This is a genomic window from Paenibacillus sp. FSL H8-0260 (assembly GCF_045040625.1).
In the GTDB taxonomy this organism is placed as follows: domain Bacteria; phylum Bacillota; class Bacilli; order Paenibacillales; family Paenibacillaceae; genus Paenibacillus_AQ; species Paenibacillus_AQ odorifer.
In genome coordinates, this window is record NZ_CP150298.1 from 4,850,256 (window position 1) to 4,875,911 (window position 25,656).

Consider the following 25,656-nt stretch of genomic DNA (forward strand, 5'->3'; position numbering starts at 1 on the left):
CCTATTCGCTATTTCGCAAGCGTCTTTACATTTTAGCCATTATCTACTGAGCAATCTGCTCGCGGATATTCTGCAATATTTTCTTCTCCAGCCGGGATACCTGCACTTGAGAAATCCCAAGGCGACTGGCAACCTCTGACTGCGTTTGGTCACGGTAATACCGAAGATAAACAATCAGCCGTTCACGCTCGCTGAGACCTCCGATAGCCTCATTCAGTGCCAGCTTATCAAACCAGCGTTCCTGTGATTCGTCAGCGATTTGATCAATCAGTGTGATCGGGTCGCCATCATTCTCGAACACAGTCTCATGAATCGAGGTCGGTGGCTTGTTAGCTTCCTGAGCAAATACCACTTCTTCAGGGGTAACTCCCAGTGCCTCAGCAACTTCACCGATGGTAGGCAGACGGTCCAGCGTCTTAGACATTTCATCCTTCATCTTGCGGACCTTATTAGCCATCTCCTTAAGAGAACGGCTAACTTTCAAGGTTCCATCGTCGCGAAGGAAACGCTGAATCTCGCCGATGATCATCGGCACGGCATAAGTGGAGAATTTGACCTCATAGCTGAGATCGAACTTATCAACGGACTTCAAGAGCCCGATGCAACCGATCTGGAACAAATCGTCAGGTTCATACCCGCGGTTCATAAACCGCTGCACTACCGACCAGACCAACCGGATATTGCAGCTAACTAGTGTGTCTCGGGCAAGATTATCTCCGGCCTGACTGAGCGCGATAAGACGTTTGACCTCCGCATCGTCCAAATAGGTCGGCGGAGCTTTTTTTGACTCTGCATCCATGGCTCCAACCCCTAATTGTATAAAGCTTTTTTCGAAACGATGGTTTTCTTCATTGAGATCGAAGTGCCGTGTCCCGGTTCACTAGTGACTTCAAATTCATCCATGAAATTCTCCATAATGGTAAAGCCCATGCCCGACCGCTCCAGCTCTGGCTTTGAGGTATATAGCGGCTGTTGTGCCAGCTCCAAATCCTCAATGCCCCGTCCCTGATCCTCAATGGTTAAATGTACCGTTTCGTTGTCCAGCGAAGCTGAAATAGTCACAATACCTTCCGGATCACTATCATACCCATGAATAATACAATTGGTGACCGCCTCCGACACGACTGTCTTCAGATCATTCAGTTCGTCCATTGTAGGATCAAGCCTAGAAACGAACGCCGCTACAACTACACGCGCGAATGATTCGTTCTCCGAGAGTGCAGCGAACTGCACGTTCATGAAGTTACCAGCCTTACCATTTGTCATAACGCAACCTCCAAATCCGAGAGTGCAGTGCTCTCGTCGTCATATAGGGGCATGATCTTGAACAGGCCTGACATTTCCAGAAGTCGCTTCACAGGTGCCGTTGCATCACACACCACCATTTTGCCGCCTTTACTATGGATCAGTTTATACCTTCCCAGAATTACGCCGAGACCCGAACTGTCCATAAACTGCAGATGCTTAAGACTAAGGATCAAATGCGATACCTGACCCCGCATAATCGCTTCATCCATATCCATTCTTACAAAATCGGCGGCATGATGATCGAGTTCCCCAGATAAACGGACAATCAGCACACCCCTGTGATGCTCCATTTCCACATTAGAATTCATGCTTGCCACTCTCCTCTTCGTTGCTTTGAAAACTTGGCCTTAAGAGACAGTACCTATTCTCTTCAAGGACAAGGTTTCTACGTGGCAAATCAGGAATCCTGCCTCACGACAAAACTAGAAGAAAACCCCTATGAATCTACAAAGCACATGGGCGCAATCTACAAAAAAGCTCTTTTTAATCCATGCCGAACATCGAGCCTGTTGTACGTTTAAAGAGCTTCCACCAGCCTGCTTTTGCCACAGCTTCCCCTGCTTTAAGTTCATACTCTTTAATCACTTGGGTTCCTTGGTAGACAACCAGCTTGCCTATGGACTGGCCTTCAGCCACTGGTGCCTTCACGCTTTCTGGAAGTACTAGTTCGTGACGAATGCCTTCTTGGGTCACACCTTTTTTCAAAAGAACACTATACGTCTCTTTCGCCGTAATCGGCAGCTCGGACTTCACACCCTTCTCAATCTTAAGGGTACCGATAGCGTCCCCTTCTTTGTGAATAGTGTGGATCTTATATTGCGAAAAGAGATAGTCAAACATGCCCGACACTTCACTGTTACGTGTCTTCGTGTTCGGCTCACCCAGCACAACAGCAACAGCACGCAGACCGTCTCTTGCAGCCGTAGCGGATAAGCAGAATTTTGCTTCAGCGGTATATCCTGTTTTCAGTCCATCAGCGCCTGTATAGAAACGTACAAGCTTGTTCGTGTTTACCAACCAGAATGGTTTGGTGGAATCCTTACGCAGATAATCCTGATAGGAACCGGTATATTTGATAATTCTATCATGCTTTAAAAGCTCCCGGCTAATTACCGCAATATCGTAGGCTGAGGAATAGTGATTAGCAGCTGGAAGACCGTTGCAATTGGCAAAGTGGGTATCTTTCAGACCCAGCTCTTCCGCTCTTTTATTCATCAGATCGACAAAAGCGCTCTCCGAACCCGCTATTTTCTCTGCCATTGCCACAGATGCATCATTACCGGAGGCCATAGCGATGCCTTTGAGCATCTCATCCACCGACATTTCTTCACCAGGCTCCAGGAAAATTTGCGATCCGCCCATCGATGCGGCATATTCACTCGTGCGCACCTTATCCGTCAGTTGCAGTCTTCCTTCATCCAGTGCTTCCACCGTAAGCAGCATCGTCATAATCTTCGTAATACTTGCGGGAGGCAGCTTATCATGGCTGTTCTTTTCATAAATAATAGTGCCAGTGCCTGCATCCATCAAAATCGCAGAACGCGCACCAGGCGCAAGATCTACAGCGGCAGCATTACTGCCAGAATCCTTGCTTTTTTCCTCAGCATAAGCACCTGACATCGGTCCTAGAACCGACACAACGATACAGAGCACAAGCACAGCAAAACGCATTTTTCTCACAATGGTTCCCCTCCTGAACGTTAACCTTCATATCACAGGTACTGTGTTCCAGTTTCGTCAGAAAGGGTGGAAATTATTCCATTTCCAAGTAAATAACTATAATAATTTATCGCAAGAAGTAATGATGTTGTCAATAAAAAAAAGCCCAGCAGCAGTTGCAGAGCATTTTTATTATAGGGGAGATCAAAAGTTAATTCAATTTTTAAGTATTTCCAATTTTTCCGTACTCATTTAACCTCCCTTTAAAGGAAATTGGAATATTTTAACGAATGGTATTTAAGAACTTAACTGCTTATAGAGGAGTGAATATACAGATGAACCACCTTGCAGATTGTATTGAAGCAGAAGCTAAACAGAACAATTTCTCTGGTGTAGTGCTGGTACAACAACCTGATAAAGAAGTCATCAGCAGTTGTTACGGTTATGCCAATAAGTCGGATAAGCGCGAAAACAATATTCATACTCGGTTCGGCATTGCTTCCGGGTGTAAAATATTTACCGCGATCGCTGTCTGCCAGCTGGTCGATCAGGGATTGATTTCTTTTGAAAGTAGACTAATAGATTATCTTAAAAAAGTAGATTTTCCTCTCTTTAGTCCCAACATCACCATTCATCAGCTGCTAACGCATAGCTCTGGTATTCCGGATTATTTTGATGAAACAATTATGGATGATTTCGAGGACCTGTGGAAGGCACGGCCTATGTACACCTTGCGACAGCTTGAGAATTTTGTGCCGATGTTCCGAACCCTTCCCATGATGTGGACTCCTGGCGAACGTTTCCACTACAACAATGCCGGCTATATCGTGCTAGGCCTTCTGGTGGAGGAATTGAGTGGAATGACTTTTTCCGATTATGTAGAGCATCACATCTTTAAGCCTTGCGGAATGGAGCAATCCGGTTACTTTACGTTAGATGCCTTACCTGCCAACTGTGCACTAGGATACATAGAGGAAGAGAACGGAAACTGGAGAACCAACATCTACTCAATCCCGGTAAAAGGAGGCGCTGACGGTGGAGCTTTCGTCACTGCCCCCGACATGCAGCTATTCTGGAGCGGGTTAATGAACCATACATTATTGAGTCCAGTACTCACTTCATTATTGCTTACTCCCCATGTACATGTGGATGGCGAAGGCTATTATGGTTATGGTGTATGGATTACCCTCCGCGAAGAAAAAGTGTTCAAATTTCACATTATGGGCTATGATCCCGGTGTTTCCTTCCGGTCGGCTATCTATCCAGCTAGTGGCGAGACTGTGGTCGTATTATGTAATACAAGCAGCGGGGCTTCGCAGATATTCAATAAGATTAATAATCAGTTATAAATATTGCACCATTGAGCAAAACGCAAAGCAGCGACCTTCCCGTTATGGGAGGATCGCTGCTTTGTTGTTTGTTTAAGGCCATAGCCATGACAATATTTATATTGCCTAGGCTAGTACCGTGTTACTCCATCTTTAGTAACAAGCGCAAATACCAGAGGTTGGGCAGGAACAGGTTCAGAAGTGATACGGTAGGCTTCTAACACCTTACCTTCAGCTTCCTCTACTTTCTTCTCACTGGCATCATTGATATGCAAGACTGCAAGCGTCTCACCGATCTCTACAGCATCTCCAACCTTTTTAGAAAGTTGAATTCCCACAGCCAGATCGATTACGGATTCCTTAGTTTCACGTCCAGCTCCAAGCAGCATAGCCGCAACGCCAATTTCCTCGGCCTGAATCCCTTCTATGAACCCTTTGGTTTTTGCTTTCACTTCAATGAATCGCTTAGCCGTAGGGAGCTTCTCCGGAGAATCAATTTGCGATACATCTCCACCTTGTGCCTTCACGATTTGTTTGAACTTCTCTAGCGCACTGCCATCTTCAATATGCGTCATAAGAATCGAACGTGCCTCCGCTTCATCCTTGGCTTTGCCGCCAAGAACAAGCATCTGGCTACCCAGAATAAGACAGACCTCCTGCAGATCCTTCGGACCGTGACCCTTCAAGGTCTCGATTCCTTCCTTAATTTCCAACGCATTTCCGATCCCGTAACCAAGCGGCTGGTCCATATCACTGATAATCGCAACGGTATTGCGACCCAGATGCGTTCCAATGTCAACCATCGCCTGAGCGAGTGCTATAGAATCATCCAGCGTCTTCATAAAAGCACCGCTGCCTGTTTTGACATCCAACACGATCGCATCCGCACCTGCTGCAATCTTCTTGCTCATCACAGAGCTTGCAATAAGGGGGATGGATTCAACTGTTGCAGTTACATCCCGAAGGGCGTACAGCTTTTTGTCTGCGGGTGTAATGTTACCCGACTGGCCGATCACGGCAGCCCCGATCTCCCCTACTTGGTCAAAGAAACGCTCACGAGCCATCTCGATAGAGAAACCACTGATGGACTCCAGCTTATCGAGCGTGCCTCCAGTGTGCCCAAGTCCACGGCCGGACATCTTCGCTACCGGTACTCCAGCAGAAGCTACCAAGGGTGCCAGTACTACAGTTGTTTTATCGCCCACTCCGCCTGTGGAGTGTTTATCGACTTTAATACCTGCGATTGGACTAAGATCTACTTGATCGCCGGACATCGCCATTTCCATCGTTAAATCGCCGGTCTCCCGCGCGTTCATGCCTTGAAAATAAACAGCCATTGCCCATGCAGAGAGCTGATAATCAGGCACTTCACCTTTACTGTAGCCCTGTATTAAAAAGGAAATTTCCTCACGACTCAGCTCTCCACCATCTCTTTTTTTCTGAATAATATCGACAGCTCTCATATTACACCTGCACTTCACGGACAATTGCGCGAGCAAGTCCGATAAATTTTGGTCTAGTCAAATTAGTTACCTTCATTATCTGTTCAAACGTCAATGGCTCAAGCTCATTCACTTGTGTCATAGATTGGACCTCCCAAAAATTCATAATGCAGTACCCGAAATTACATTTTCGGAATAAAGCCCAACACCAGCTTCAGGAAACGCTCACGCACACGATCTGCAGTTTCCATAACCTCTTCATGGTTGAGCGGTTGATCCAGAATTCCCGCAGCCATGTTAGTAATACAGGAGATACCCAATACCTCGATACCTGCATGCCGGGCAACAATGGTTTCCGACACAGTAGACATGCCCACAGCGTCAGCCCCTAGATGACGAAGCATTACGATTTCAGCAGGTGTTTCGTAGCAAGGTCCCAGCAGACCTGCATATACGCCTTCTTTGAATTCGAAATTCTGCTGCGCTGCCGTTTCCTTCGCTACCTTGATCAGGCGGCGGCTATAAGCGGTTGACATATCCGGGAAGCGCACGCCCAGTGCAGGATCATTAGGTCCTATTAACGGGTTCCGTCCCGTCATATTCAGATGATCCGTAAGGAGCATAAGATCGCCCGGCGTGAAATCTGTGTTCACTCCACCAGCAGCATTAGTTACTAATAGGCTGGCTATACCAAGTTCTTTCATAACCCGAACAGGGAATGCCGTAACCTCCGGTCCATAACCCTCATACATATGAAAGCGGCCCTTCATCATCACGACACGGCGTCCTTCAATCATACCGATCAGCAGTTCTCCCTCATGCCCTTCTACAGTGGACACAGGGAAGTGAGGAATCTCATCATATGGAATGCTGATTCCATCGGTGATCAGATCTGCAAGCACACCGAGTCCTGAACCAAGGATCAATCCAATTTCCGGAGCCACCGGACATTTGTCTTTTATATAAATGGCTGCTTCTTGAATTTCTTTTTGAGTTAACATGCTATGGATGATCCTCCTTAATGAATGTTGTGGCGCAACCCACATTCTTTTATTGCAGTTTCGCTAAAAAGCTTGTCCCATACTGCGGCGCCTTCGCACCGAAATTATCAGCAATGGTTGCAGCAACATCCGAGAAGGTCTCACGAATACCCAAGCTATCTGGATGCTTAAGGCGTGGGCTGTAAATAAGCAGCGGCACATATTCACGAGTATGATCTGTTCCACTATGGATTGGATCATTCCCATGATCTGCTGAAATAATCAACAGGTCATCTTCACCAAGCGTGGATAGAATTTCAGGCAGCGCCTGATCGAATACTTCCAGTGCATGACCGTATCCTTCCGGATCGCGGCGGTGTCCATATAAAGAGTCAAAATCCACCAGATTCGTGAACAGCAACCCGTTGAACGGTTGGCGAAGCTGCTCAATGGTAACTTCGATACCATGTTCATTGCTCTTCGTAGGGTAAGAAGCTGTAACCCCTTCACCTGTGAAAATATCGTTGATCTTTCCTACCGCGATAACATCTTTTCCGATATCAGCCAGCGAATTCATTACCGTTGGTTCCGGTGGTTTCACGGCATAATCATGGCGATTCGAGGTCCGTACGAACTTTCCTGGTTCGCCAACATATGGACGAGCAATAACGCGCCCTACGGAGAATTCAGGAGCCATAGTTAGCTCACGGGCGATTTTACACGCGCTGTATAGCTCTTCCAGTGGAATGATATCTTCATGTGCCGCAAGCTGGAATACACTGTCCGCAGAGGTGTACACAATCCAAGCTCCGGTCTTCATCTGCTCTTCGCCATATTCAACTAAAATTTCCGTACCGGAAGCCGGTTTATTACCGATCACTTTCCGGCCAGTTGCTGCTTCGAATTTCTCAATCAATTCTGCCGGAAATCCATCCGGATACGTATTGAATGGAACCTCAATTTTCAGCCCCATCAGCTCCCAGTGCCCGGTCATCGTATCCTTACCTACAGATACTTCCTGCATCTTGCCATAATATCCAGTTGGTGAAGCTACAGGTTCAAGTGGCGGCAGCGGAGCAATATTAGCTAATCCTAACTGCTGAAGGTTAGGCAGTTTTAATCCGGGAACACGGTTCAAAATATGGCCAAGCGTATGCGACCCTGCATCACCAAAATTCGCAGCATCTGGAGCTTCTCCGATACCTACACTATCCAAAACAATAAAACCAATTCGTTTAAATGAGGACATATTGTCTTCACTCCTTTTTTAATATAGATCGTTCGTTCATTCGTTTGCACCAACAAGAAGAAACGGCTGTACCTTCTCCCGGAAGTCAGACGCTTCCGTAGCTAGCGATACAATGTATCGCCTGTCAGGTATCCGTTTCTGCCAAAGGATAACCTGTGGAAAATTACCCATTCCCCATTCTATCCTATAAGTATGATTCCATCATAACTATCTTACTCACAAAAAGCATCTTTGAAGCATGATCAGCGAGCTCTGGGATGATGGCTCTCATATACTTCCTTCATATTCTTACGCGCGATACCGTTATAAATCTGAGTCGTCGAAATATCAGCATGACCCAGCATTTGTTGTACGGAACGCAAATCCGCTCCACCTTCCAGTAAATGGGCGGCAAAGGAATGCCTAAGCGTATGCGGTGTAATATCCTGCTCAATGTTTGCTTCCCGAGCGTATTTTTTTATGATTTTCCAGAACCCCTGGCGGGTTAAACGCCCACCTAGGCTATTCAGGAACATGGCCGGCTCCTCCTGATGATCACGAAGCAGCTTGTCCCGCATAAGAGAAATGTAAGCTGCTACACTCTCTGCAGCAATGGTTCCAATGGGAACCACTCGTTCCTTGCCCGAAGTCCCTGTACAGCGCGCAAACTTCATGTCTGTATGCACATCGTCTACGTTAAGAGAAATTAATTCAGAAACCTTTATCCCCGTTGCGTAGAGCAATTCCAGCATAGCCTTATCGCGCATCCCTTGTGCTGTACTCACATCTGGAGCAGCTAGCAGCCGCTCAACCTCCGAAACCGCAAGCACCATAGGTGGCTTCTTATCGGGCTTCATGGTTTCCATGTCCAGTGTTGGATCCTGCTCAATTAAACGTTCCTTCAGCAAATAATGAAAAAAGGCCCGCAGGGACACCGCGTTTCTGTTGAGCGTTGCAGTGGCTCTTCCCGCTCCGCGTAAGGAGCCAAGATATAACATCACATGAGATCTTCTGATTTCTTCAGGCTGTTTAACCCCCCGCTCTTCAGCAAACTCTAGAAACTGCGATACATCCCTACCGTAAGATTCCAGTGTATTCGGGGACAAGCCTTTATCTCCGGACAAATAATGTAAAAAAGGCTGCAAGTGTGACTTCATTATTTCACGCTCCTGTCCTGGCGCAGCTACTCTTAGTGTCTTCCTGCAGCACATTCAGCATGAGGCTTTAGCAGATGTGTACACAACGCTTACTCTGCATAAATCCACCCTAGCTTTCTTCGACATTCTTCTCGCTTGTTCCTGCTTCCTGCGGAGCTTTCATTCTCCGAACCAGTAATAGAAACGCAAGCGCTGCCGCGCATCCAGACCATCATCACCAACCTCGGCGTGATCAAATGCCCGAACAGCGGTACCTTCAGGAATTCCATAGTTCTCTATCGGACTGAGCCATTCCCCTAGCCAGCTCATAGCATAGTAGAGTAAATAGCTTAGAGCCACAAACATGATCATAAAATACAGCTTACGCACTGTTTTGGGCACAGAAACAATCATAAGGACGCCTCCTATTACATATAAATGAATTCTGCTCGTCCTTCATTTTATGCTCCAAAAAAGGCTGATATGTATGGCTCTAATAGACTAATCATTTAAAAAGCCCCCTCCGGTATAGGAACCGGGGAGGACTTGTGAAGTTAATTCTTAATATAAGATAACTTTAGGATGGATTTCCGTCTGTATTGTTCTTATCAGTACAGCGGTAGCAAATTCCATGGAAATCAAGTCTATGATCAAGCACTGTGAAATTAAACTCTTTCTCCAGTCGCTCTTCCAGCGGACCGAGCCAATCCTCGCGAATCTCATCCATACTGCCGCATTGCACACAAATTAAGTGATGATGATGATGCTTCGCAGTATCTGTTCGCAAATCATACCGGGCTACACCGTCGCCGAAATTGATCTTTTCTACGACATGAAGCTCACTGAGAAGTTCGAGGGTACGATACACAGTCGCAAGACCGATCTCGGGAGCTTTCTCCTTCACGAGCATAAATACGTCTTCCGCGCTAAGATGATCTTCCTCATTCTCCAGCAGCACTCTTAAGGTCGCTTCCCGTTGGGGTGTAAGCTTGTATCCTTGGGATTGTAACTGTTGCTTAATCTTGTCTATCCGTGCTTCCACCTGTCTCCCTCCCCCTTGGATAATTACCGCACCGGTCTTCAAACCACTTCTTCCATTATAGGGGGTGTCGCTTTCAGAAGTCAAACGCTTTTACTGCACAGTCAAGGTCGTCACCGCTTGTACAAGTGAAGGCGTGACCCAACGCATCATGGTTGGTGTAACCCAGGTCTCAAAACATGAAATACCCAGGATCAAAAGCGCCATCACAAATGACAATATAGTGTACATGGTAAAAGGACGAGTCACTGGCGTCCGGCGCTGTCCCATCACCCGGCTGCGGATCATCTGCAAGGAAAAAGCTATCGCAGCTGCACTGCTAACCAGCAACACAGGGATCAGCACCAGATTATGTGGAGCCACAGAGACTAACGCGAACAACATCCCATGCCAAGAATATTGACTGACCAGACAGCCAACCGTAAAACCAATCAGTACCCCTTTTAAAAAATCAAGAATCAAAATTCCCGGCAGCCCAATGACCGACAACCCAAGAATCCAGATCAGTCCGATCCATTTCAGATTCAAGGCCGCTATACTCCAGTACGAATCAGGTGCGGCGGGCAGACCTTGCTGATCAACCGTAACAAAGAAATTCCCCAGATAATCCCCCAGCTCCTGCTGCTGATCCATCGTAAGCGCACTAACGATAAGAGCTCCAAATACAACACCTACCAGAAATAATACGCCGACAAAAATATACAGAGGCGTCTGTTCCTTCATCATCAGCCGTAAATTACGCATTTGGGACGTTCCCCTTTCCGGTTACATGTTACACCATATGAGAAAACGTCCCGCGATATGACTTGTCCTTCAGGTAATGACTCTACTTTCTGGGCTGAACCACTTTACCGTACGTCCCGCCACCGCCTGCTGATAGCTCCAAAATTCCAGAGCGGGCCTGGACGATCATCGACGCCAGATCCGCACCTACAACGCTGGCAATTTCCGCTTCACCACAACCATGTAAAATGTTCATCTCAGTTCCAAACGCTTGCAGTAACGCGTTCATCTTCGCCTTCCCTAACCCCGGGATAAATTCAAGCGGAACCTGATAATGATAGGGTGGACGGTCAGCAGGCACTAACGGCGTCTTGCGGTCCGCAATATCTAGGATCCGGTCGAAGACACCTCTAACCAGCTTAAGACTGCCGCAATATTGGCAACGATCCGAGTTGACATAAGCCTCATCAATAATACTGCCACAGCCCCCGCAATAGCTCCGGTGGTATTTGCCAAGCCGCGGATTAAGTCCGAAATTAGCACTTACCTTCCGCCCATCTTTACGTTCCAGTGCAAGCCGCAGTTCAGCGAACGAAGGCTGTGCCAGCTCCATCACATTATACTCACGCCCTAACTTACCCAGTGAATGCGCATCTGAGTTGGTTAGAAACGTGAAATTATCCAGCTCAGAGAGATATCCAGCCATTTCGGAATCTGCACTCAGCCCAAGTTCAACCGCAGCTATGCGGTCCAGATCAAAGATGTCCGCCATACGCTCGGCAGCACAGCCGTACAAGCCCTTGTGAGGCGTGAAAATATGTGCAGGGATAAGAATGCCTCCCCGGCCGTAAATCTCATCCTGAAGCTCCCTAGCCGGAGCATACAGGCGTTGGGAACTTAGATTCACGTTCCGCATATAGCGGCTCATCCACGCACTAAAGTCAGTCATGCGTTCCACGTCCGGCATGTAAGCGAGCACATGGCACTCTTTTCGCCCAGGCTCGCGGATTTCAATCTCTGTTCCCAGAATGATCGTAGTCCCTCGGTAAGCAATGCCTCCACCTTCAGCTAATGTCATCTCTCCAGATTCCAAAGACCGCTGAATATCCCGCAGGACGCCAGGTGAATGACTATCTATAATACCGATCATTTCTAGTCCTTTGCGCTCTGCAGCTTCTTTGGCAATTCCCGCAAAGGTAAGCTCGCGGCTGCCGCTAATTTTGACAGCCTGACCTTCCGACGTTCGCCCAATATGAACATGCAAATCGCAATAGAAACTCTTCAGTTCAGTTGTTAATTCCATTGGCCTGTCAGCGTGTATAGATGCCAAGCGTACACTGCCATCATCGTTTTTGCATCCGCGATGCGCCCGTCAGCCATATATTGATACGCTTCCTCCAGGGTAAGCTCCGAAACCTCTAGAAATTCATCCTCGTCCAGTGACATGTCCCCTGGTTGAGCGTTAGTAGTCACATACAAATGAATAATCTCATCGGCGAAGCCGGGAGAAGTATAGAAAGATTTAAGCAATTTCAGATCTCCACTGTGAAATCCAGTCTCTTCCTGAAGTTCACGACCAGCCGCAACTAATGGATCTTCACCTTTATCCAGCTTCCCAGCCGGAATTTCTACCTCAGTGCGTTGCATGGGCTGACGGTATTGCTCTACAACAAGCATTTTGTTGTTGTTTAAAGCAAGCACCGCTACGGCGCCGGGATGCTTCACAACTTCACGTGTCGCAGTATTTCCATCAGGCAGTCTCACTGTGTCCACCTGCAAAGATATAATCTTCCCATCAAAAACAGGCTGTGTAGACAATGTCACTTCATCAAGCTCGGGTTTGCTGTTCAAATGTTGTTCTCCCATAAAGTTTCTGGTCTCCTTTTTCTCTATTGTGCATACGGTGTATTATAGCAAACTTAAAGGGAAAGAAGGAATTTCAGATGAATGAAATCTTCAGCCGTACAAGCTCATCCGCAGTGATGATGGTAGGTAAGCCGGAGGAAATAAAGGCCATCTTGGCTGGATGGATCCAGCAGTATGGGCGCGATATGCCCTTGGCATACATTCTTTCCCTGCACGATCAATCCGCAATTCTTCCGTCCAAGGCAGGATGAATTCATCCTCTCCTTTGGGACTTAGCCATACATGTTCACACAACTATAGGGGTGTCTCAAAAGCCATGAAATGGCTACTGGGGCACCCCAGTCTTTTTGCGTCGCCCCGATTAGGGGGAATTGCGCTTAGGCCGCTGGTATTGGGCAAAGGTTGATTGATTAAGCAACTAATGGGCTTACGATGCTGGCGTCAGACACAACTTGTTGATCGCTCACGATGCTGGCATCTAGCACAAGTTGTTTGATTAGGTTACTATTGCGCCTACCTTTGTACGCTTTCGGACTCAGTTGACCTTAAACACACCTTTTCCGCACTTTTGCTATGCTATCGGACCCCAGTGACGCTATCAGCACGAAAAACACACTATATGCTACTCTTCTTATGGAATAGCTGCGCTGGTGTCCGTTACTCTGCTCAAATGGCGATTAATTTGCTTTTAGCGTCATATGGGTCCTTTCGCCTCAAGAGAGGGGACGGACTTAGCATTATCGCTCTCTGACATCGGAAGTGACTCGCGCTATCGGACTCAGTTGCCCTTAAACACACCTTTTCCCCACTTTTACGATGCTATCGGACCCCAGTGACGCTATCAGCACGAAAAACACACTATATGCTCCTCTCCTTAAGGAATAGCTGCGCTCGTGTCCGGAACTCTGCTCAAATGGCGATAATTTGGCTTATAACGTCATCTGGGTCCTTTCGCCTCAAAAAGAGGGGGCGGACTTGGCATTATCGCTTTCTGACATCGGAAGTGACTCGCGCTTTCGGACTCAGTTGACCTTAAACACACCTTTTCCGCACTTTTGCTATGCTATCGGACCCCAGTGACGCTATCAGCACGAAAAACACACTATATGCTACTCTTCTTATGGAATAGCTGCGCTGGTGTCCGTTACTCTGCTCAAATGGCGATAATTTGGCTTATAGCGTCATCTGGTTCCTTTAGCCTCAAGAGAGGGGTGGCATCCGGGCATTCCGGAAATTTCTACTTCGAGACTCGCCAAAAGCGGCATTAGAGGTCGCATGACTTTTTTTGGGATTACCCTAAATATAGCTGCACTAAACTCCCCATAAAAAAAATACAGAGCAGCAATCCTCCGTTACGGTAGAATCGCTGCTCTGCTGTTTTATAAGGTGGTTAGCCCTTTACGCTCTCTTTTACAATATTCACAACGAGTTCAGCCACTTTAACGATATCTTCGGCTTTAATCCGTTCCTTGGTAGTATGGATATGTTCATAACCCACTGCAAGGTTAACAGTCGGAACATCTAGACCGTTGAACACGTTAGCGTCACTACCTCCGCCAGAGTGGAATAGACGTGGAGTAAGCCCCATAGAAGTAATGGCCCGCTGTGCAAGCTGCACTACCGGATCATGTTCATTAAAGCTAAAAGCAGGGTAGATGATTTCACTGCGGAATTCGCATTCTGCGCCGTATTCCCGCACAGTTGTCTCGAGTGCTTCGCGCATCGAAGCGATTTGATCGCCAACCTTCTCCTGCACAATACTGCGTGCTTCTGCATCCAGCTGGACGTGATCGCACACTACATTCGTTGGGCCGCCGCCAGCGAACTTTCCAATATTCGCTGTGGTTTCGTTATCAATACGACCCAGCTTCATGGCTGCAATCGCTTTGCTAGCGACTTGAATTGCGCTGATGCCGTCCTCTGGGTTCACGCCAGCATGAGCCGATTTTCCAAAGATTTGCATCGTGATTTTAGCCTGTGTCGGTGCTGCCACCGCAATCGCTCCAACTTCACCATTGGAATCTAGTGCAAAGCCGAAGTCAGCATCCAAGTTACTTGGATCCATCGAACGTGCGCCCAGCAATCCAGATTCTTCACCCGCTGTAATCACGAATTGAATCTGACCATGCGGAAGCTTTTGCTCTTGGATCACACGAATGGCTTCGAACAATGCCGCAAGCCCTGCTTTGTCATCAGCTCCAAGAATCGTAGTGCCATCACTTGTAATCCATCCATCTGAACCAAGTGTAGGCTTGATATTTTGTCCGGGAACAACCGTATCCATATGGCAAGTGAACAGAAGCTTTGGAGCAGCTCCTCCATTCTCAGCTGGCCAGGTTATGAATAGATTACCTGCTCCATGTCCGGTTCTTTCCTGGGAATCGTCTTCGAGCACTTCTAAACCCAGTTCGTTAAACTTACTCTTAAGAACATCGGCAATCTGCCGTTCATTTCTTGTTTCACTATCAACTTGGACAAGTTCCATAAACTCCTGAATCAATCGGTCTTGTGAAATCACTGGACTTCCCTCTCTTTCGTGAATACGGTACAATGGTTGTACGGCATTACCATCTTCATGTTAATAACTTAAACTAAATCTAAAGGAGTTACCCATGCAACGTAATAAATGGTTCAAGATCTTCATCTACGTCATGTTGTTTGCCATGATTGCCTCTACGCTATTTATGGTTATCGAGCCGTTCCTTGCAGGTTAAACATTGCTCAGGAAGCATTAATAATAGCGGCTAGGAACACCTTGCCGCTATTTGGCCTGCACGTTTGTGCTTAATCAGCCTTTGCCATATCACAGAAAGTATCCATCAATTCTTTATATGGAAAATGTTTCAAGAAATATGGAACCAGCTCTCTAGCCACCTCTTGAAGCTCAAATCGACGACCTGCACATTCCTCTAGAGAAGTTATCCCAAAATCGGTGATCCCGCATGGAATAATCCCTTGAAACCCGCGCGCCGCAATCCCCTCAGAAATGTTAAAAGCAAAACCATGACTGGTAATAAAACCTCTTCTAAATTTACTCTTATTAAACTTCACACCAATAGCACAGATCTTCTCATCGCCAACCCATACTCCGGTGTACTCCGGTTTACGATCTCCGACAATACCGTAGGATGCCAAATAATCAATAATAACAGCCTCCAGACTGCGCAAGTACCCATGCAAATCCACTTTGCCATCTTCTCCGAGCTTAAGGATCGGATAACCTACAAGCTGACCGGGTCCGTGATATGTAATATCTCCTCCGCGATCGATTTCAAACAGCGCGATTCCTTTTTCTTCGAGCTGCTTTTGATCCAAGAGAAGATGTTCAGGATGATTTTGTGAACCAATAGTATAGGTAGGCGGATGCTGCAAAAGAATAAGTCTCTCCGGCTGCTCGCCAGAATCAATGGCATGCACACTTTCTTTTTGCAGCTCCCAGGCCGTCCCATACTCCATAATAGGGTCATATGAAATCTGCAGCTTACGAATATCCGAATTATTCATACCGTCAGGTCCCCTTTTTCAGTCTCATGCCTGCACAGTTTGGCTCGTTATTATTTTAGTAAAGTTTCGTATCCGGGGTATATCCTTCAATGTTATCCTTGACGCGTTGCAAGAAACGACCACAAATGACTCCGTCCAGAATCCGATGATCGAGCGACAGACAAATATTAGCCATTGATCGCACACCTATCATATCGTTAATGACCACAGGTCTTTTTACAATCGATTCAAATGTTAAAATCGCTGCCTGTGGATAGTTAATGATTGGATAAGAAAGAATGGAGCCAAACGAGCCTGTATTATTTACAGTGAAAGTCCCTCCCTGCAAATCTTCCAGGCTCAGTTTGCCTTCGCGTGTTTTTTGTGCCAATTCATCAATCTCACGAGCCAACCCAGCGACATTTTTCTGATCAGCCTTCTTAATCACAGGAGTGATAACCGAATCTTCTGTACCTACCGCTAACGAGATATTGATATCACGTTTGACAATAATTTTGTCTACAGCCCAGACAGAGTTCATAATCGGGTAATCCTTAATCGCACTCACAACAGCCTTCATCATGAAAGCCAGATAGGTTAGATTGATACCTTCTTTACGCTTGAACTCATCCTTATGTTTATTGCGCAGTGCGACCAGATTAGTCACGTCTACCTCAATCATTGTCCAAGCATGCGGAATCTCAGAGACACTTTGACGCATTCTTGTAGCAATTGTATTTCGGATTGGCGTTACATCAATCAGGTATTCAGAACTGCTGCCTCTGCCACCCTCAACTTCAATTGTTGGAATACGAGGAGATTCGCTCAAATGTAGACCCGAATGGCGAAGTGGCTCTTCTGCCTTCTTCTCTTGGGCTTGAACGAACTGTGGAGCAGGCGGTTGTGACGCCATTGGGGCAGGCTGGCTAGCAGAAATCGAAGCTGCAGATCTAGCTCCGCCGCTTTCGAGGAAAGTCAGCACATCCTTACGGGTAATCCGACCACCCATACCAGTACCAGCAACTAAAGTCAGATCGATGTTATGTTCAGCAGCCAAAGTCTGTACCGCAGGAGAATAGCGTGCACGCATCATATCGCCAGCAGTTGAAGTCGCACTTTGTCCTGCAGCATTATTAGAGGAATTAGCTGCAACTGTGTTAGTGTTAGTCACGTTTGCAGCAGCAGATGCAGTCACAGGCACGGCTATACGACAAATGACTTCGCCGACATTGACAACCTGGCCTTCTTCCGCCAATAGTTCACCCATAACTCCATCTATCGTTGAAGGTAATTCAGCATTTACTTTATCTGTAATAAGCTCACATATTGGTTCGTATTGCTCTACCGGATCGCCCGGTTTCTTCAGCCATTTTCCGATCGTCGCCGATACTAGCGATTCCGCCAGCTGCGGCATGATCACGTCAGTCAACTTTTGGTTGTCAGACATCTTTTCACTCCTTAAAAGTTTTACGAAGCATTGACTCTTAGAAAGACTACATAGTAAAACTTGCTTCGTAAGCATATTCTTAAAGTTTTACGAAGCTTCGTCAGCATCACCTGAGTTTTAGGAAGCTTCGCATCTACTCAACAAATTAATATTGTGCCAGCCGGAGCATTTCCGCCTTCACTTTTTCTTTACTTAGCATGAAAAACTTCTCCATTGGCGGGCTGATTGGCATCGCCGGAACATCGGGACCACAAAGACGGAAGATTGGTGCATCCAGCTCGAACAGACAATGCTCAGCGATAATGGCCGCCACTTCGCCGCCAATTCCGCCTGTTTTATTATCTTCATGCACAATCAATACCTTACCGGTCTGACGGGCAGCAGCTATGATCGCATCACGATCCAGCGGTTGCAAGGTACGCAGATCAAGAATATGTGCTGTAATTCCTTCCTCGCGTTCCAATTCTTCCGCAGCCTGCATAGCAAAATGCAGCGGGAGACTGTAGCCAATCACCGTAATATCCGTTCCCTCACGCAGCAGATTAGCTTCGCCAATTGGAACGGTGTAATCTCCTTCCGGCACTTCTTCCTTGATCAGCTTGTAACACTTTTTGTTCTCAAAGAAAAGCACCGGATCAGGATCACGTACGGCTGCCTTCAGCAATCCTTTAGCATCATAAGCGGAGTAAGGCGCTACAATCTTCAATCCAGGTGTACCAAAGAAAATCGATTCTGGACACTGTGAATGATACAAACCGCCGAACACCCCGCCGCCAATAGGAGCACGAATGACAACCGGGCAACTCCAATCGTTATTTGAACGATAGCGGATTTTAGCCGCTTCACTGATAATTTGATTCGTCGCCGGAAGCATAAAGTCGGAGTATTGCATTTCAGCTATTGGTTTCATTCCGTACATAGCTGCTCCGATGGCTACACCAGCAATCGCTGATTCAGCGAGGGGTGTATCCATAACCCGCTCTTCGCCAAACTGTTCCTGTAGACCTTTAGTTGTGGTAAATACGCCGCCTTTGAGACCAACGTCCTCACCAAGCACGAACACGGAATCATCGCGCTCCATTTCTTCCTTCATCGCGAGCCTGATGGCATCGATATATTCCATTATAGCCATGGTTTATGCCCCTCCTTTGAGGTCGGAATCACTGTATACATGCAGCAGTGTGTCTTCCGGTTTCGGGAACGGAGCATTATCGGCATACTCGATAGCCGCTTTAAGCTCAAGATTGCATTCAGCAGCAAGATCTTGTTCTTGCTCGTCACTCCACAATCCCAGACCGATCAAGTAATTACGGAATCCTGCTACGCCGTCCTTCTTCCAGTTCTCATCAACCTCTTCTTTGGTCCGGTAAGCCAGATCATTATCTGAGGTGGAGTGTGGAGATAAACGGTACATCATCGCTTCAATCAGCGTAGGACCTTCACCCGCGAGGGCTCTTTCCCGCGCTTCCTTAACGACACGATAAACCTCAAGCGGATCGTTTCCGTCTACACGCACACCAGGAAATCCATAACCCAGTGCACGGTCGCTAACCTTGCCGCCTAACTGTTTATGAACAGGAACAGAGATTGCGTACTGATTGTTCTGGCACATGATAATAACCGGCAGCTTATTCACTCCGGCAAAGTTACAAGCTTCATGAAAATCCCCCTGATTGCTGGAACCTTCACCGAAGGTTACAAAGGAGACGAATTTCTTCTTCTGCATTTTGGCCGCCAGAGCAAAGCCAACCGCATGAGGGACCTGCGTGGTTACAGGGCTTGACCCTGTCACAATACGCAGACGTTTGCTGCCAAAGTGACCCGGCATTTGCCGCCCACCACTGTTTGGATCTTCTGCCTTAGCGAATACGGACAACATAAGTTCGCGTGTAGTCATACCCACTGAAAGCACGAAAGCATAATCGCGGTAATAAGGTAAAAAATAATCATTTTGCCGGTCCAGCGCGAACGCCGCCGCCACCTGACCCGCCTCCTGGCCTATACCGGAGACATGAAAGTTGATCTTGCCAGCGCGCTGAAGCAGCAGACTGCGCTCATCGTATTTACGAGCGAGCGACATATATCTGTACATATCGATGACCTGGCCGTCACTAAGTCCAAGCTGCTTATGTCTGTTAATCGTTTCTACAGTACCTTGGGGTTCCATAAAGAGATACCTCCTTATTCATAAAGCCTGAAGTCTTACAGGAATTAAGACCAATTGTGCCCTGATCTTAAAACCTGGTACTAAGACTTGACTTGAGTATATTATAATCCCTTTCTACCCAAAAAGAAAAGCTAAGAAAAACTAAAATCCAATAGATCTTCCATCCACAGCTAACATTGCTTCTCCGATAATCTCCGAAAGGGTAGGGTGAGCATGTATAGCTTCACCAATCTCCCAAGGTGTTGCATCCAGAAGCTGTGCCAAGGCCGCTTCTCCAATTAGATCCGTCACATGAGGACCAATCATCTGCACACCAAGAATATCTCCACTGCTACGATCCGCTACAACTTTCACAAATCCATCCTTCTGGCCATATACAATTGCCTTACCAATGGCCGAGAATGGGAACTTGCCAATCACTACATCATGTCCAAGCTCTTTAGCTTCCTTCTCGGTGTAGCCCACACTTGCTACCTCAGGCCGAGTATAGACACAACGTGGTACTAAATGTGTATGATAAGGATGTAGCTTCTCACCAGATAGATGGTTAACCGCCATTATCCCTTCATGACTGGCTGCATGAGCCAATTGAAGCCCACCGATGCAGTCGCCAATGGCATAAATATGCGGCTCTGCCGTCTGCATACTAGCGTTTACAGCAATAATCCCTTTGTCAAAGCGAATGTCTGTGTTTTCCAGACCAATATTCTCGATGTTGGCGACTCTGCCTACGGATACAAGCAATTTTTCTGCCGTTAGGCTTTGACTTTGCTCTCCCTTACGGGCTTCGATCGAAATTCCATCCTCCGTTACCTGGCAGGTTGCAGCATCCACTGTAGTTTCAGTCAGTACCTTAACCCCACGCTTTTTCAACAACCGTTGCAGTTCCTTAGCTATCTCTTCATCCTCTTGAGGCAGTAACTGACCTGCCGCTTCAACCACAGTCACCTGCACTCCAAAATCAGCCAGCATTGAAGCCCATTCGACCCCAATTACACCACCGCCCACAATGATGATAGAGGATGGCAGCTCTTCGAGCATGAGCGCTTCATCACTGCTAAGAATCACTTTCCCGTCTGGTTCGAGACCAGGCAATACTCGGGGGCGTGAGCCCGTAGCGATAATAAGATGGCTGGAAACTACTGTTTCCATCTCCCCATCTTCCAGTTCCACAGCTACAGCACCGCTGCGCGGAGAAAAAATAGAAGGACCCGTTACGCGCCCTTTACCTTTGACAACTTGTATTTTATTTTTGCGCATCAAATATTGTACGCCTTGATGAAGTTGCTCAACTACAGCTTCTTTGCGTTTCTGTACCTTTGGGAATACCAGCTGTACACCGCTTGTCTCAATGCCATAGCTCTCACTCTCATTGATTTCAGCATATACCTCTGCACTACGGAGCAGCGATTTACTAGGAATGCAGCCCCGATGCAGACAGGTTCCTCCCAGTTTGTCCATTTCGATGACGACAACGGACTTTCCAAGCTGTGCAGCGCGAATAGCCGCCACATACCCTCCAGTACCTCCGCCAAGTATGGCCACGTCACATGAAATTGTCATGATATGTATCCTCCAGTCATTACACGTAAGTTCATTTTACTTAGTATATTGTACTCTCTTTTTGCTCTATTACAAAACTTATAAACGTCATATGCAAATGGACTTTTTCTTGCTAAAGCGTTATCATATGGGTGAATCTAAAGGGCTAAGAGGGGTAGGAGACACTTATGAAACTGTTAATTTCACGCTTCATTGCCATCCTTATTCTTGTGTTTCCGGGCTTAATAGCAATGAAGGGCTTCCTCATGATGAAGGATGATATTTTTGATTACATATCCATGCATGGTGATGATTCTGTTGTGCCCCACTTTGCTTGGCTGCATTTCGGTGGTGGATTGCTGCTCTTCGCAGCTGGCATGACTTTCCTTGGTGGCTGGATTCTGGCTAGGGACCGTAAGAAGAATTACGTAGGTCCAAGGTTCAAGGAGAAGCAAAAGGCGAAACAAGCCGGAACGCAGGAAACGATCTCTTAAGAGGCTATGCTAAACTTAGGATCAGCTTTTTCATCTCATCATTTATTCACCTGATCATCTGAATCTCGAATCGCACACAATCAAGCCTTATTACCCTGCTGATTGTAATTTGTACAATAGATTTCCCCACATTCAAACCCTCCCAGCTCACCCGATCTGGTGCTCGTTATCTATCATAAATAACATAAAGGCGAGAACTTCATGGACGCAATCTGCGCTACCTGAAAATTCTCGCCTTTTTCTTAAATACCCGCCTTATCAAGCGCCTCTTTCCGCCGCCCCTGTACCAACTCGCTGTACAGTCCGCCTTGCTTCAGCAGCTCTTCATGAGAGCCTTGCTGCAATAATCTGCCGCCCTGAAGCACAAGAATTCGATCAGCTGCACGTATCGTGCCAAGTCTATGAGCAATGACGAAGCTCGTTCGCCCTTTCATCAGCGCCTGCAGCCCTTCCTGAATCTTGATCTCGGTCACTGTATCAATACTGCTGGTTGCTTCATCAAGCACAAGCATAGAGGGGTTAGCAAGAATCGCTCTCGCAATGGAGAGCAGTTGCTTCTGCCCTTGGCTTATACCGCTGCCATCCGCCGAGAGCATCCGTTCATAACCTTCGGGCATTCGCATAATAAAAGAATGGGCATTGGCCAGCTTAGCCGCCTCTTCAACCTCTTCATCGGACGCATCCAGCCTCCCGTATCGGATGTTATCGCGGATACTCCCTTTGAACAAAAAGGAATCCTGCAATACAAAGGCCATATGACTTCTCAAGCTTTCCCGCCGAATCGAAGTGATATCTAAGCCATCCAGCGTGATTTTCCCCTGATTAGGATCATAGAAACGGGATAACAGCCCAATTAGCGTTGTTTTGCCTGCACCGGTAGGTCCAACTAAAGCGATCATCTCGCCAGGCTTCGCTTCAAAGCTGATATCCTGCAGCGTGTTAGAACCTCCATCATAAGAAAAAGCTACATTTTCAAACTTCACCGCACCCTGTACAGTTTCAAGTGATTTGGCTGCACCTTCATCTTTAGCCTCGGTCTCTTCGTCCAGCACTTCAAACACCCGCTCGGCCCCTGCCACCGCTGAGAGCAAGGTATTCCACTGATTCGCTAAATCATTAAGCGGACGAGTAAACTGGCGGGTATATTCCACGAATACGATGATCACACCCACTGTAATCGACCCACGGATCGCAAGCAGACCACCAATTCCTGCAACTATGGCGAAGCTGAGATTATTAAGACCATTCATAAGCTTGGGGATGAAACCAGAAATGGACTGCGCCCAGTAGCCTGACAGCATAATTCGCTTGTTGCGTTCATGAAAACCAGAGATGACGCGTTCCTCTTGTGAAAAAGCCTTGATAATCCGTTGTCCGGATAAGGTTTCCTCAATATAACCGTTAAGCTCCCCTACATTGCGCTGACGTTCTTTAAATAGTGGGCCTGTACGGCGTGTAATCCAGCGCATGCCTAACAACATCAAAGGCACTACGAGGAATGTGAGCAGCGTCAACAAGGGACTAAGCCACAGCATAACCCCTACGGTTCCTAGCAAGGTTAAAACACTTGAAAATATCTGAATAGCCGAGCTATTCAACGTAGAGCTGACGTTCTCGATATCATTGGTAAGACGGCTCATAATTTCCCCCTGCTGTCTCCGATTAAAAAAGGAAATAGGCAGACGGTGTAAATGGGAGAATAGCTCCGTACGCATCCGTAATACAGTTTCTTGAGCAATTTCGATCATCCATATGTTTTGCAGCCAAGAAGTCAGAGAATAAAAAATGTACACACAAGCAAGGCTTGTCAGAAAAACAACCCATGATCGCCCGCCGGTACCTTCCAGATAATTATCCACCGCTCTGCCAATCATGTATGGCCCCAGCAGCGCTAGCGCTGAGCTGAAGACAACCATGATCAGTACAAGAATAAGCTTGGCTTTACGCTCAGCTAGATAACTCCAGATCCGGATCAGCGTCCCTGACCAATCCTTCGCCTTTGCTTTGCCGCCAGATGCTGTCCCTAGACTTCGTCCCACGCCAAGTTCAAAATTCGGTTTAGGATGACGAAAAGGTTCAATTAATGCTTTGAACATGCTGCTTCGCCTCCTCTACCTGTGATTCATAAATCTTGCGGTACAGCTCGGAGCTTGCCATAAGCTCCTTATGCGAGCCTTTGCCAATTAATCGTCCCTCATCCAGCAACAGGATCAAATCGGCTGATGCCGTTGAACTGATTTTCTGAGTAATCAAAAAGGTTGTACAGGAGATATCCTTTAACGCCTCCAGCAAAAGCCCTTCCGTAACCGCATCAAGAGCACTGGTGCTGTCATCAAGGATCAACATAGCCGGTTTTCTAACAAGTGCACGGGCAATCGTTAACCGCTGCTTTTGTCCGCCGGAGAGATTAACCCCTCGTTGACCAAGCATCGTGTCATAACCATCTGGCAACCCTTTTACCGTCTCGTGAATTTGTGCAGCTCCCGCTGCTTGTTGGATTTGTTCCAGTGTGGCGTGTTCATTGCCCCATGCAATATTATCGCGAATTGATCCGCTGAAAAGCTGCAATTCCTGAGGCACATAACCTATCGATTTCCGCAGTCTGGAAATATCGATATCGGCACTTTTTTCACCGTCAATCCAAATGGTGCCGTCTGTCTCTTCATACAAGCGCGGAATCAAACTCACGAGTGAGGATTTTCCTGATCCGGTCGCCCCCATAATCGCTACTCGCTCACCAGCAGCTACTTCAAAATGAATGTCCTCCAGGACAGAGATATCACTATTAGGATACTTAAAGCAAACGCCTTCAAATTTAACGTGGCCCTGAATCGGCTCACCTTGCAAAGTCCCGCCTTCACGAACTCCAGCTCCCGCTTCCATAACTTCTGAAACACGTTGAGAGGAGGCACGAGCGCGGGAAAACGTTACAACAAGACCAGAGATAGCTGATAACGCTCCAATTGTTCGCAAGGAGTAATTAATAACAGCAACAGTCTGACCCAAAGTAGCATCCCCGCTGGAAATGGCTATCCGTCCAAACCATAAAATCGCCAAAATCGCCGCATTCACAATAAGCATAACAAAAGGCATCGTCGTCTCAGTCAAACGCAAGGCAGACACTGTTGATCTCATCAAATTCCCGCTAAATACCGTGAAACGTTCAATCTCATACCCCATACGCACAAATACGCGGATCAAGCGAATACCCGTAAGGTTCTCCTGAATCACGCCATTAACTCCGTCTAAACGCTGCTGGACCGTACGAAATAACAAGGAAGCTTTTCTCATAATCCAGTAGAGGAAAAAAATCAACAAAGGTAACGCCACCGTCAGCAGTAATCCCAGCTTCACATGAACAACTAACGCCATAATCACACTGCCTACCACAACAAGTGGCACCCGTGTCATAAAGCGCAAGCTCATAAAAATAGTATCCTGCAGCTGTGATACATCGCCAGTCAGACGGGTAATCAGTGACGAAGTAGCAAAACGATTAAATACTTCATACGTAAAAGACTGTACCTTTTCGTACAATTTGTCCCTAAGATCGAACGCAAAGCTCTGACTTGCATGGGCAGCAAAAAAAGAACTGAGTACCCCGGCTGTAAACGCAACTACCGCGCTGCCGATCAATACACTGCCCCACAGCCATACTACAGAGGTATCTTTTTCTCGGATCCCCAAGTCAATGATTTTGGAAATGATCAAAGGCTGTGATAATTCTACCGTCAATTCAATGAGCATCATTACAAGGGCAGCTATTGCAGCTACCTTATATTTTTTGAGAAAAGAGAAAATCAAAGCCATTCGC

General features: G+C 47.0%; 25 protein-coding genes. 4 read left to right on the plus strand and 21 right to left on the minus strand.

Annotated features, from left to right (window positions below):
- Positions 1-43 precede the first annotated feature (43 nt).
- The 4 genes from sigF to MHI51_RS21655 form a co-directional block, all read right to left on the minus strand.
- Positions 44-799, minus strand: coding sequence for an RNA polymerase sporulation sigma factor SigF (gene sigF / locus MHI51_RS21640; RefSeq protein WP_036676059.1), 756 nt, complete (start codon positions 797-799; stop codon positions 44-46).
- Between the two features lie 11 nt (positions 800-810).
- The gene (spoIIAB, locus tag MHI51_RS21645; protein ID WP_036676058.1) at positions 811-1,266 is read right to left on the minus strand and encodes an anti-sigma F factor; all 456 of its coding nucleotides are present in this window, start codon (positions 1,264-1,266) and stop codon (positions 811-813) included.
- Positions 1,263-1,616, minus strand: coding sequence for an anti-sigma F factor antagonist (gene spoIIAA / locus MHI51_RS21650; RefSeq protein ID WP_036676057.1), 354 nt, complete (start codon positions 1,614-1,616; stop codon positions 1,263-1,265). The genes spoIIAB and spoIIAA overlap by 4 nt, the downstream gene beginning before the upstream one ends.
- A 175-nt stretch (positions 1,617-1,791) precedes the next feature.
- Positions 1,792-2,928 carry a D-alanyl-D-alanine carboxypeptidase family protein gene (locus MHI51_RS21655; RefSeq protein WP_235219379.1) on the minus strand — a complete coding sequence of 379 codons (1,137 nt, stop codon included), beginning with the start codon at positions 2,926-2,928 and terminating at the stop codon, positions 1,792-1,794.
- Between the two features lie 374 nt (positions 2,929-3,302).
- Here MHI51_RS21655 and MHI51_RS21660 point away from each other — a divergent pair, with 374 nt between their 5' ends.
- Positions 3,303-4,316: a serine hydrolase gene (locus tag MHI51_RS21660; protein ID WP_076276684.1), complete on the plus strand. Its 1,014-nt coding sequence runs from the start codon at positions 3,303-3,305 to the stop codon at positions 4,314-4,316.
- 110 nt (positions 4,317-4,426) lie between these two features.
- On the opposite strand, the gene MHI51_RS21665 is transcribed toward MHI51_RS21660, so the two are convergent.
- The 9 genes from MHI51_RS21665 to MHI51_RS21705 all read right to left on the minus strand — a co-directional run bounded on the left by MHI51_RS21665 (position 4,427) and on the right by MHI51_RS21705 (position 12,709).
- Positions 4,427-5,758, minus strand: coding sequence for a pyrimidine-nucleoside phosphorylase (locus MHI51_RS21665; RefSeq protein WP_036676056.1), 1,332 nt, complete (start codon positions 5,756-5,758; stop codon positions 4,427-4,429).
- A 161-nt stretch (positions 5,759-5,919) separates the two neighbouring features.
- Entirely contained in the window at positions 5,920-6,738 is an 819-nt protein-coding gene (locus MHI51_RS21670) for a purine-nucleoside phosphorylase (protein WP_036676055.1), read from the minus strand.
- Positions 6,739-6,787: 49 nt separating this feature from the next.
- Positions 6,788-7,966, minus strand: coding sequence for a phosphopentomutase (gene deoB, locus MHI51_RS21675; protein WP_076129494.1), 1,179 nt, complete (start codon positions 7,964-7,966; stop codon positions 6,788-6,790).
- Between the two features lie 242 nt (positions 7,967-8,208).
- Positions 8,209-9,102, minus strand: coding sequence for a site-specific tyrosine recombinase XerD (gene xerD / locus MHI51_RS21680; RefSeq protein WP_076219664.1), 894 nt, complete (start codon positions 9,100-9,102; stop codon positions 8,209-8,211).
- A 159-nt stretch (positions 9,103-9,261) separates the two neighbouring features.
- Positions 9,262-9,495: a DUF4227 family protein gene (locus MHI51_RS21685; protein ID WP_036676052.1), complete on the minus strand. Its 234-nt coding sequence runs from the start codon at positions 9,493-9,495 to the stop codon at positions 9,262-9,264.
- A 163-nt stretch (positions 9,496-9,658) separates the two neighbouring features.
- Positions 9,659-10,123: a Fur family transcriptional regulator gene (locus MHI51_RS21690; RefSeq protein ID WP_036676051.1), complete on the minus strand. Its 465-nt coding sequence runs from the start codon at positions 10,121-10,123 to the stop codon at positions 9,659-9,661.
- Between the two features lie 90 nt (positions 10,124-10,213).
- Positions 10,214-10,864, minus strand: coding sequence for a stage II sporulation protein M (gene spoIIM / locus MHI51_RS21695; RefSeq protein ID WP_036676050.1), 651 nt, complete (start codon positions 10,862-10,864; stop codon positions 10,214-10,216).
- Between the two features lie 82 nt (positions 10,865-10,946).
- A complete protein-coding gene (locus tag MHI51_RS21700; protein ID WP_312150532.1) occupies positions 10,947-12,146 on the minus strand; it encodes an endonuclease Q family protein in 1,200 nt (399 codons plus the stop codon).
- Positions 12,137-12,709, minus strand: a complete 573-nt coding sequence (locus MHI51_RS21705) for an NUDIX hydrolase (protein WP_076276680.1) — start codon at positions 12,707-12,709, stop codon at positions 12,137-12,139. Before MHI51_RS21705 ends, MHI51_RS21700 begins: the two co-directional genes overlap by 10 nt.
- A 77-nt stretch (positions 12,710-12,786) precedes the next feature.
- On the opposite strand from MHI51_RS21705, the gene MHI51_RS21710 reads away from it, so the two are divergent.
- Positions 12,787-12,960: a hypothetical protein gene (locus tag MHI51_RS21710; protein ID WP_162636775.1), complete on the plus strand. Its 174-nt coding sequence runs from the start codon at positions 12,787-12,789 to the stop codon at positions 12,958-12,960.
- A 1,139-nt stretch (positions 12,961-14,099) separates the two neighbouring features.
- On the opposite strand, the gene MHI51_RS21715 is transcribed toward MHI51_RS21710, so the two are convergent.
- On the minus strand, positions 14,100-15,227 hold the full coding sequence (locus MHI51_RS21715; RefSeq protein WP_076129490.1) for a tripeptidase T: 1,128 nt from the start codon (positions 15,225-15,227) through the stop codon (positions 14,100-14,102).
- Between the two features lie 94 nt (positions 15,228-15,321).
- Here MHI51_RS21715 and prli42 point away from each other — a divergent pair, with 94 nt between their 5' ends.
- Positions 15,322-15,423 carry a stressosome-associated protein Prli42 gene (prli42, locus tag MHI51_RS21720; RefSeq protein WP_094872112.1) on the plus strand — a complete coding sequence of 34 codons (102 nt, stop codon included), beginning with the start codon at positions 15,322-15,324 and terminating at the stop codon, positions 15,421-15,423.
- 70 nt (positions 15,424-15,493) lie between these two features.
- On the opposite strand, the gene lipB is transcribed toward prli42, so the two are convergent.
- The 5 genes from lipB to lpdA form a co-directional block, all read right to left on the minus strand.
- Complete coding sequence (gene lipB, locus MHI51_RS21725) at positions 15,494-16,213, minus strand: lipoyl(octanoyl) transferase LipB (RefSeq protein ID WP_076129489.1); 720 nt, start codon at positions 16,211-16,213, stop codon at positions 15,494-15,496.
- Between the two features lie 55 nt (positions 16,214-16,268).
- Positions 16,269-17,639, minus strand: a complete 1,371-nt coding sequence (locus MHI51_RS21730; protein ID WP_076184130.1) for a dihydrolipoamide acetyltransferase family protein — start codon at positions 17,637-17,639, stop codon at positions 16,269-16,271.
- 145 nt (positions 17,640-17,784) lie between these two features.
- Entirely contained in the window at positions 17,785-18,771 is a 987-nt protein-coding gene (locus tag MHI51_RS21735) for an alpha-ketoacid dehydrogenase subunit beta (RefSeq protein ID WP_036676034.1), read from the minus strand.
- Positions 18,772-18,774: 3 nt separating this feature from the next.
- Positions 18,775-19,806, minus strand: coding sequence for a thiamine pyrophosphate-dependent dehydrogenase E1 component subunit alpha (locus MHI51_RS21740; protein WP_076184133.1), 1,032 nt, complete (start codon positions 19,804-19,806; stop codon positions 18,775-18,777).
- 141 nt (positions 19,807-19,947) lie between these two features.
- Positions 19,948-21,369, minus strand: a complete 1,422-nt coding sequence (lpdA, locus tag MHI51_RS21745; RefSeq protein WP_076219293.1) for a dihydrolipoyl dehydrogenase — start codon at positions 21,367-21,369, stop codon at positions 19,948-19,950.
- Between the two features lie 167 nt (positions 21,370-21,536).
- Between lpdA and MHI51_RS21750 the strand changes: the two genes are divergently transcribed.
- Positions 21,537-21,842: a DUF2627 domain-containing protein gene (locus MHI51_RS21750; protein WP_076129486.1), complete on the plus strand. Its 306-nt coding sequence runs from the start codon at positions 21,537-21,539 to the stop codon at positions 21,840-21,842.
- A 242-nt stretch (positions 21,843-22,084) separates the two neighbouring features.
- Here the strand turns inward: MHI51_RS21750 and MHI51_RS21755 are convergent, their stop codons facing one another.
- On the minus strand, positions 22,085-23,938 hold the full coding sequence (locus tag MHI51_RS21755) for an ABC transporter ATP-binding protein (RefSeq protein WP_405173253.1): 1,854 nt from the start codon (positions 23,936-23,938) through the stop codon (positions 22,085-22,087).
- The gene (locus MHI51_RS21760) at positions 23,919-25,652 is read right to left on the minus strand and encodes an ABC transporter ATP-binding protein (protein ID WP_076184143.1); all 1,734 of its coding nucleotides are present in this window, start codon (positions 25,650-25,652) and stop codon (positions 23,919-23,921) included. The genes MHI51_RS21755 and MHI51_RS21760 overlap by 20 nt, the downstream gene beginning before the upstream one ends.
- Positions 25,653-25,656 lie beyond the last annotated feature (4 nt).

What these genes read in the sequence shown, in the direction of transcription:
- MHI51_RS21685 (WP_036676052.1), bottom strand. Translation starts at nt 9,495, where the DNA reads ATGATTGTTTCTGTGCCCAAAACAGTGCGTAAGCTGTATTTTATGATC.
- spoIIM (WP_036676050.1), bottom strand. Translation starts at nt 10,864, where the DNA reads ATGCGTAATTTACGGCTGATGATGAAGGAACAGACGCCTCTGTATATT.
- MHI51_RS21730 (WP_076184130.1), bottom strand. Translation starts at nt 17,639, where the DNA reads ATGTCTGACAACCAAAAGTTGACTGACGTGATCATGCCGCAGCTGGCG.
- lipB (WP_076129489.1), bottom strand. Translation starts at nt 16,213, where the DNA reads ATGAATAATTCGGATATTCGTAAGCTGCAGATTTCATATGACCCTATT.
- MHI51_RS21670 (WP_036676055.1), bottom strand. Translation starts at nt 6,738, where the DNA reads ATGTTAACTCAAAAAGAAATTCAAGAAGCAGCCATTTATATAAAAGAC.
- MHI51_RS21710 (WP_162636775.1), top strand. Translation starts at nt 12,787, where the DNA reads ATGAATGAAATCTTCAGCCGTACAAGCTCATCCGCAGTGATGATGGTA.
- prli42 (WP_094872112.1), top strand. Translation starts at nt 15,322, where the DNA reads ATGCAACGTAATAAATGGTTCAAGATCTTCATCTACGTCATGTTGTTT.
- spoIIAA (WP_036676057.1), bottom strand. Translation starts at nt 1,616, where the DNA reads ATGAATTCTAATGTGGAAATGGAGCATCACAGGGGTGTGCTGATTGTC.
- MHI51_RS21735 (WP_036676034.1), bottom strand. Translation starts at nt 18,771, where the DNA reads ATGGCTATAATGGAATATATCGATGCCATCAGGCTCGCGATGAAGGAA.
- MHI51_RS21655 (WP_235219379.1), bottom strand. Translation starts at nt 2,928, where the DNA reads ATGTCAGGTGCTTATGCTGAGGAAAAAAGCAAGGATTCTGGCAGTAAT.
- MHI51_RS21750 (WP_076129486.1), top strand. Translation starts at nt 21,537, where the DNA reads ATGAAACTGTTAATTTCACGCTTCATTGCCATCCTTATTCTTGTGTTT.
- MHI51_RS21700 (WP_312150532.1), bottom strand. Translation starts at nt 12,146, where the DNA reads ATGGAATTAACAACTGAACTGAAGAGTTTCTATTGCGATTTGCATGTT.
- deoB (WP_076129494.1), bottom strand. Translation starts at nt 7,966, where the DNA reads ATGTCCTCATTTAAACGAATTGGTTTTATTGTTTTGGATAGTGTAGGT.
- MHI51_RS21705 (WP_076276680.1), bottom strand. Translation starts at nt 12,709, where the DNA reads ATGGGAGAACAACATTTGAACAGCAAACCCGAGCTTGATGAAGTGACA.
- spoIIAB (WP_036676058.1), bottom strand. Translation starts at nt 1,266, where the DNA reads ATGACAAATGGTAAGGCTGGTAACTTCATGAACGTGCAGTTCGCTGCA.
- MHI51_RS21660 (WP_076276684.1), top strand. Translation starts at nt 3,303, where the DNA reads ATGAACCACCTTGCAGATTGTATTGAAGCAGAAGCTAAACAGAACAAT.
- xerD (WP_076219664.1), bottom strand. Translation starts at nt 9,102, where the DNA reads ATGAAGTCACACTTGCAGCCTTTTTTACATTATTTGTCCGGAGATAAA.
- MHI51_RS21740 (WP_076184133.1), bottom strand. Translation starts at nt 19,806, where the DNA reads ATGGAACCCCAAGGTACTGTAGAAACGATTAACAGACATAAGCAGCTT.
- lpdA (WP_076219293.1), bottom strand. Translation starts at nt 21,369, where the DNA reads ATGACAATTTCATGTGACGTGGCCATACTTGGCGGAGGTACTGGAGGG.
- MHI51_RS21760 (WP_076184143.1), bottom strand. Translation starts at nt 25,652, where the DNA reads ATGGCTTTGATTTTCTCTTTTCTCAAAAAATATAAGGTAGCTGCAATA.
- sigF (WP_036676059.1), bottom strand. Translation starts at nt 799, where the DNA reads ATGGATGCAGAGTCAAAAAAAGCTCCGCCGACCTATTTGGACGATGCG.
- MHI51_RS21665 (WP_036676056.1), bottom strand. Translation starts at nt 5,758, where the DNA reads ATGAGAGCTGTCGATATTATTCAGAAAAAAAGAGATGGTGGAGAGCTG.
- MHI51_RS21755 (WP_405173253.1), bottom strand. Translation starts at nt 23,938, where the DNA reads ATGTTCAAAGCATTAATTGAACCTTTTCGTCATCCTAAACCGAATTTT.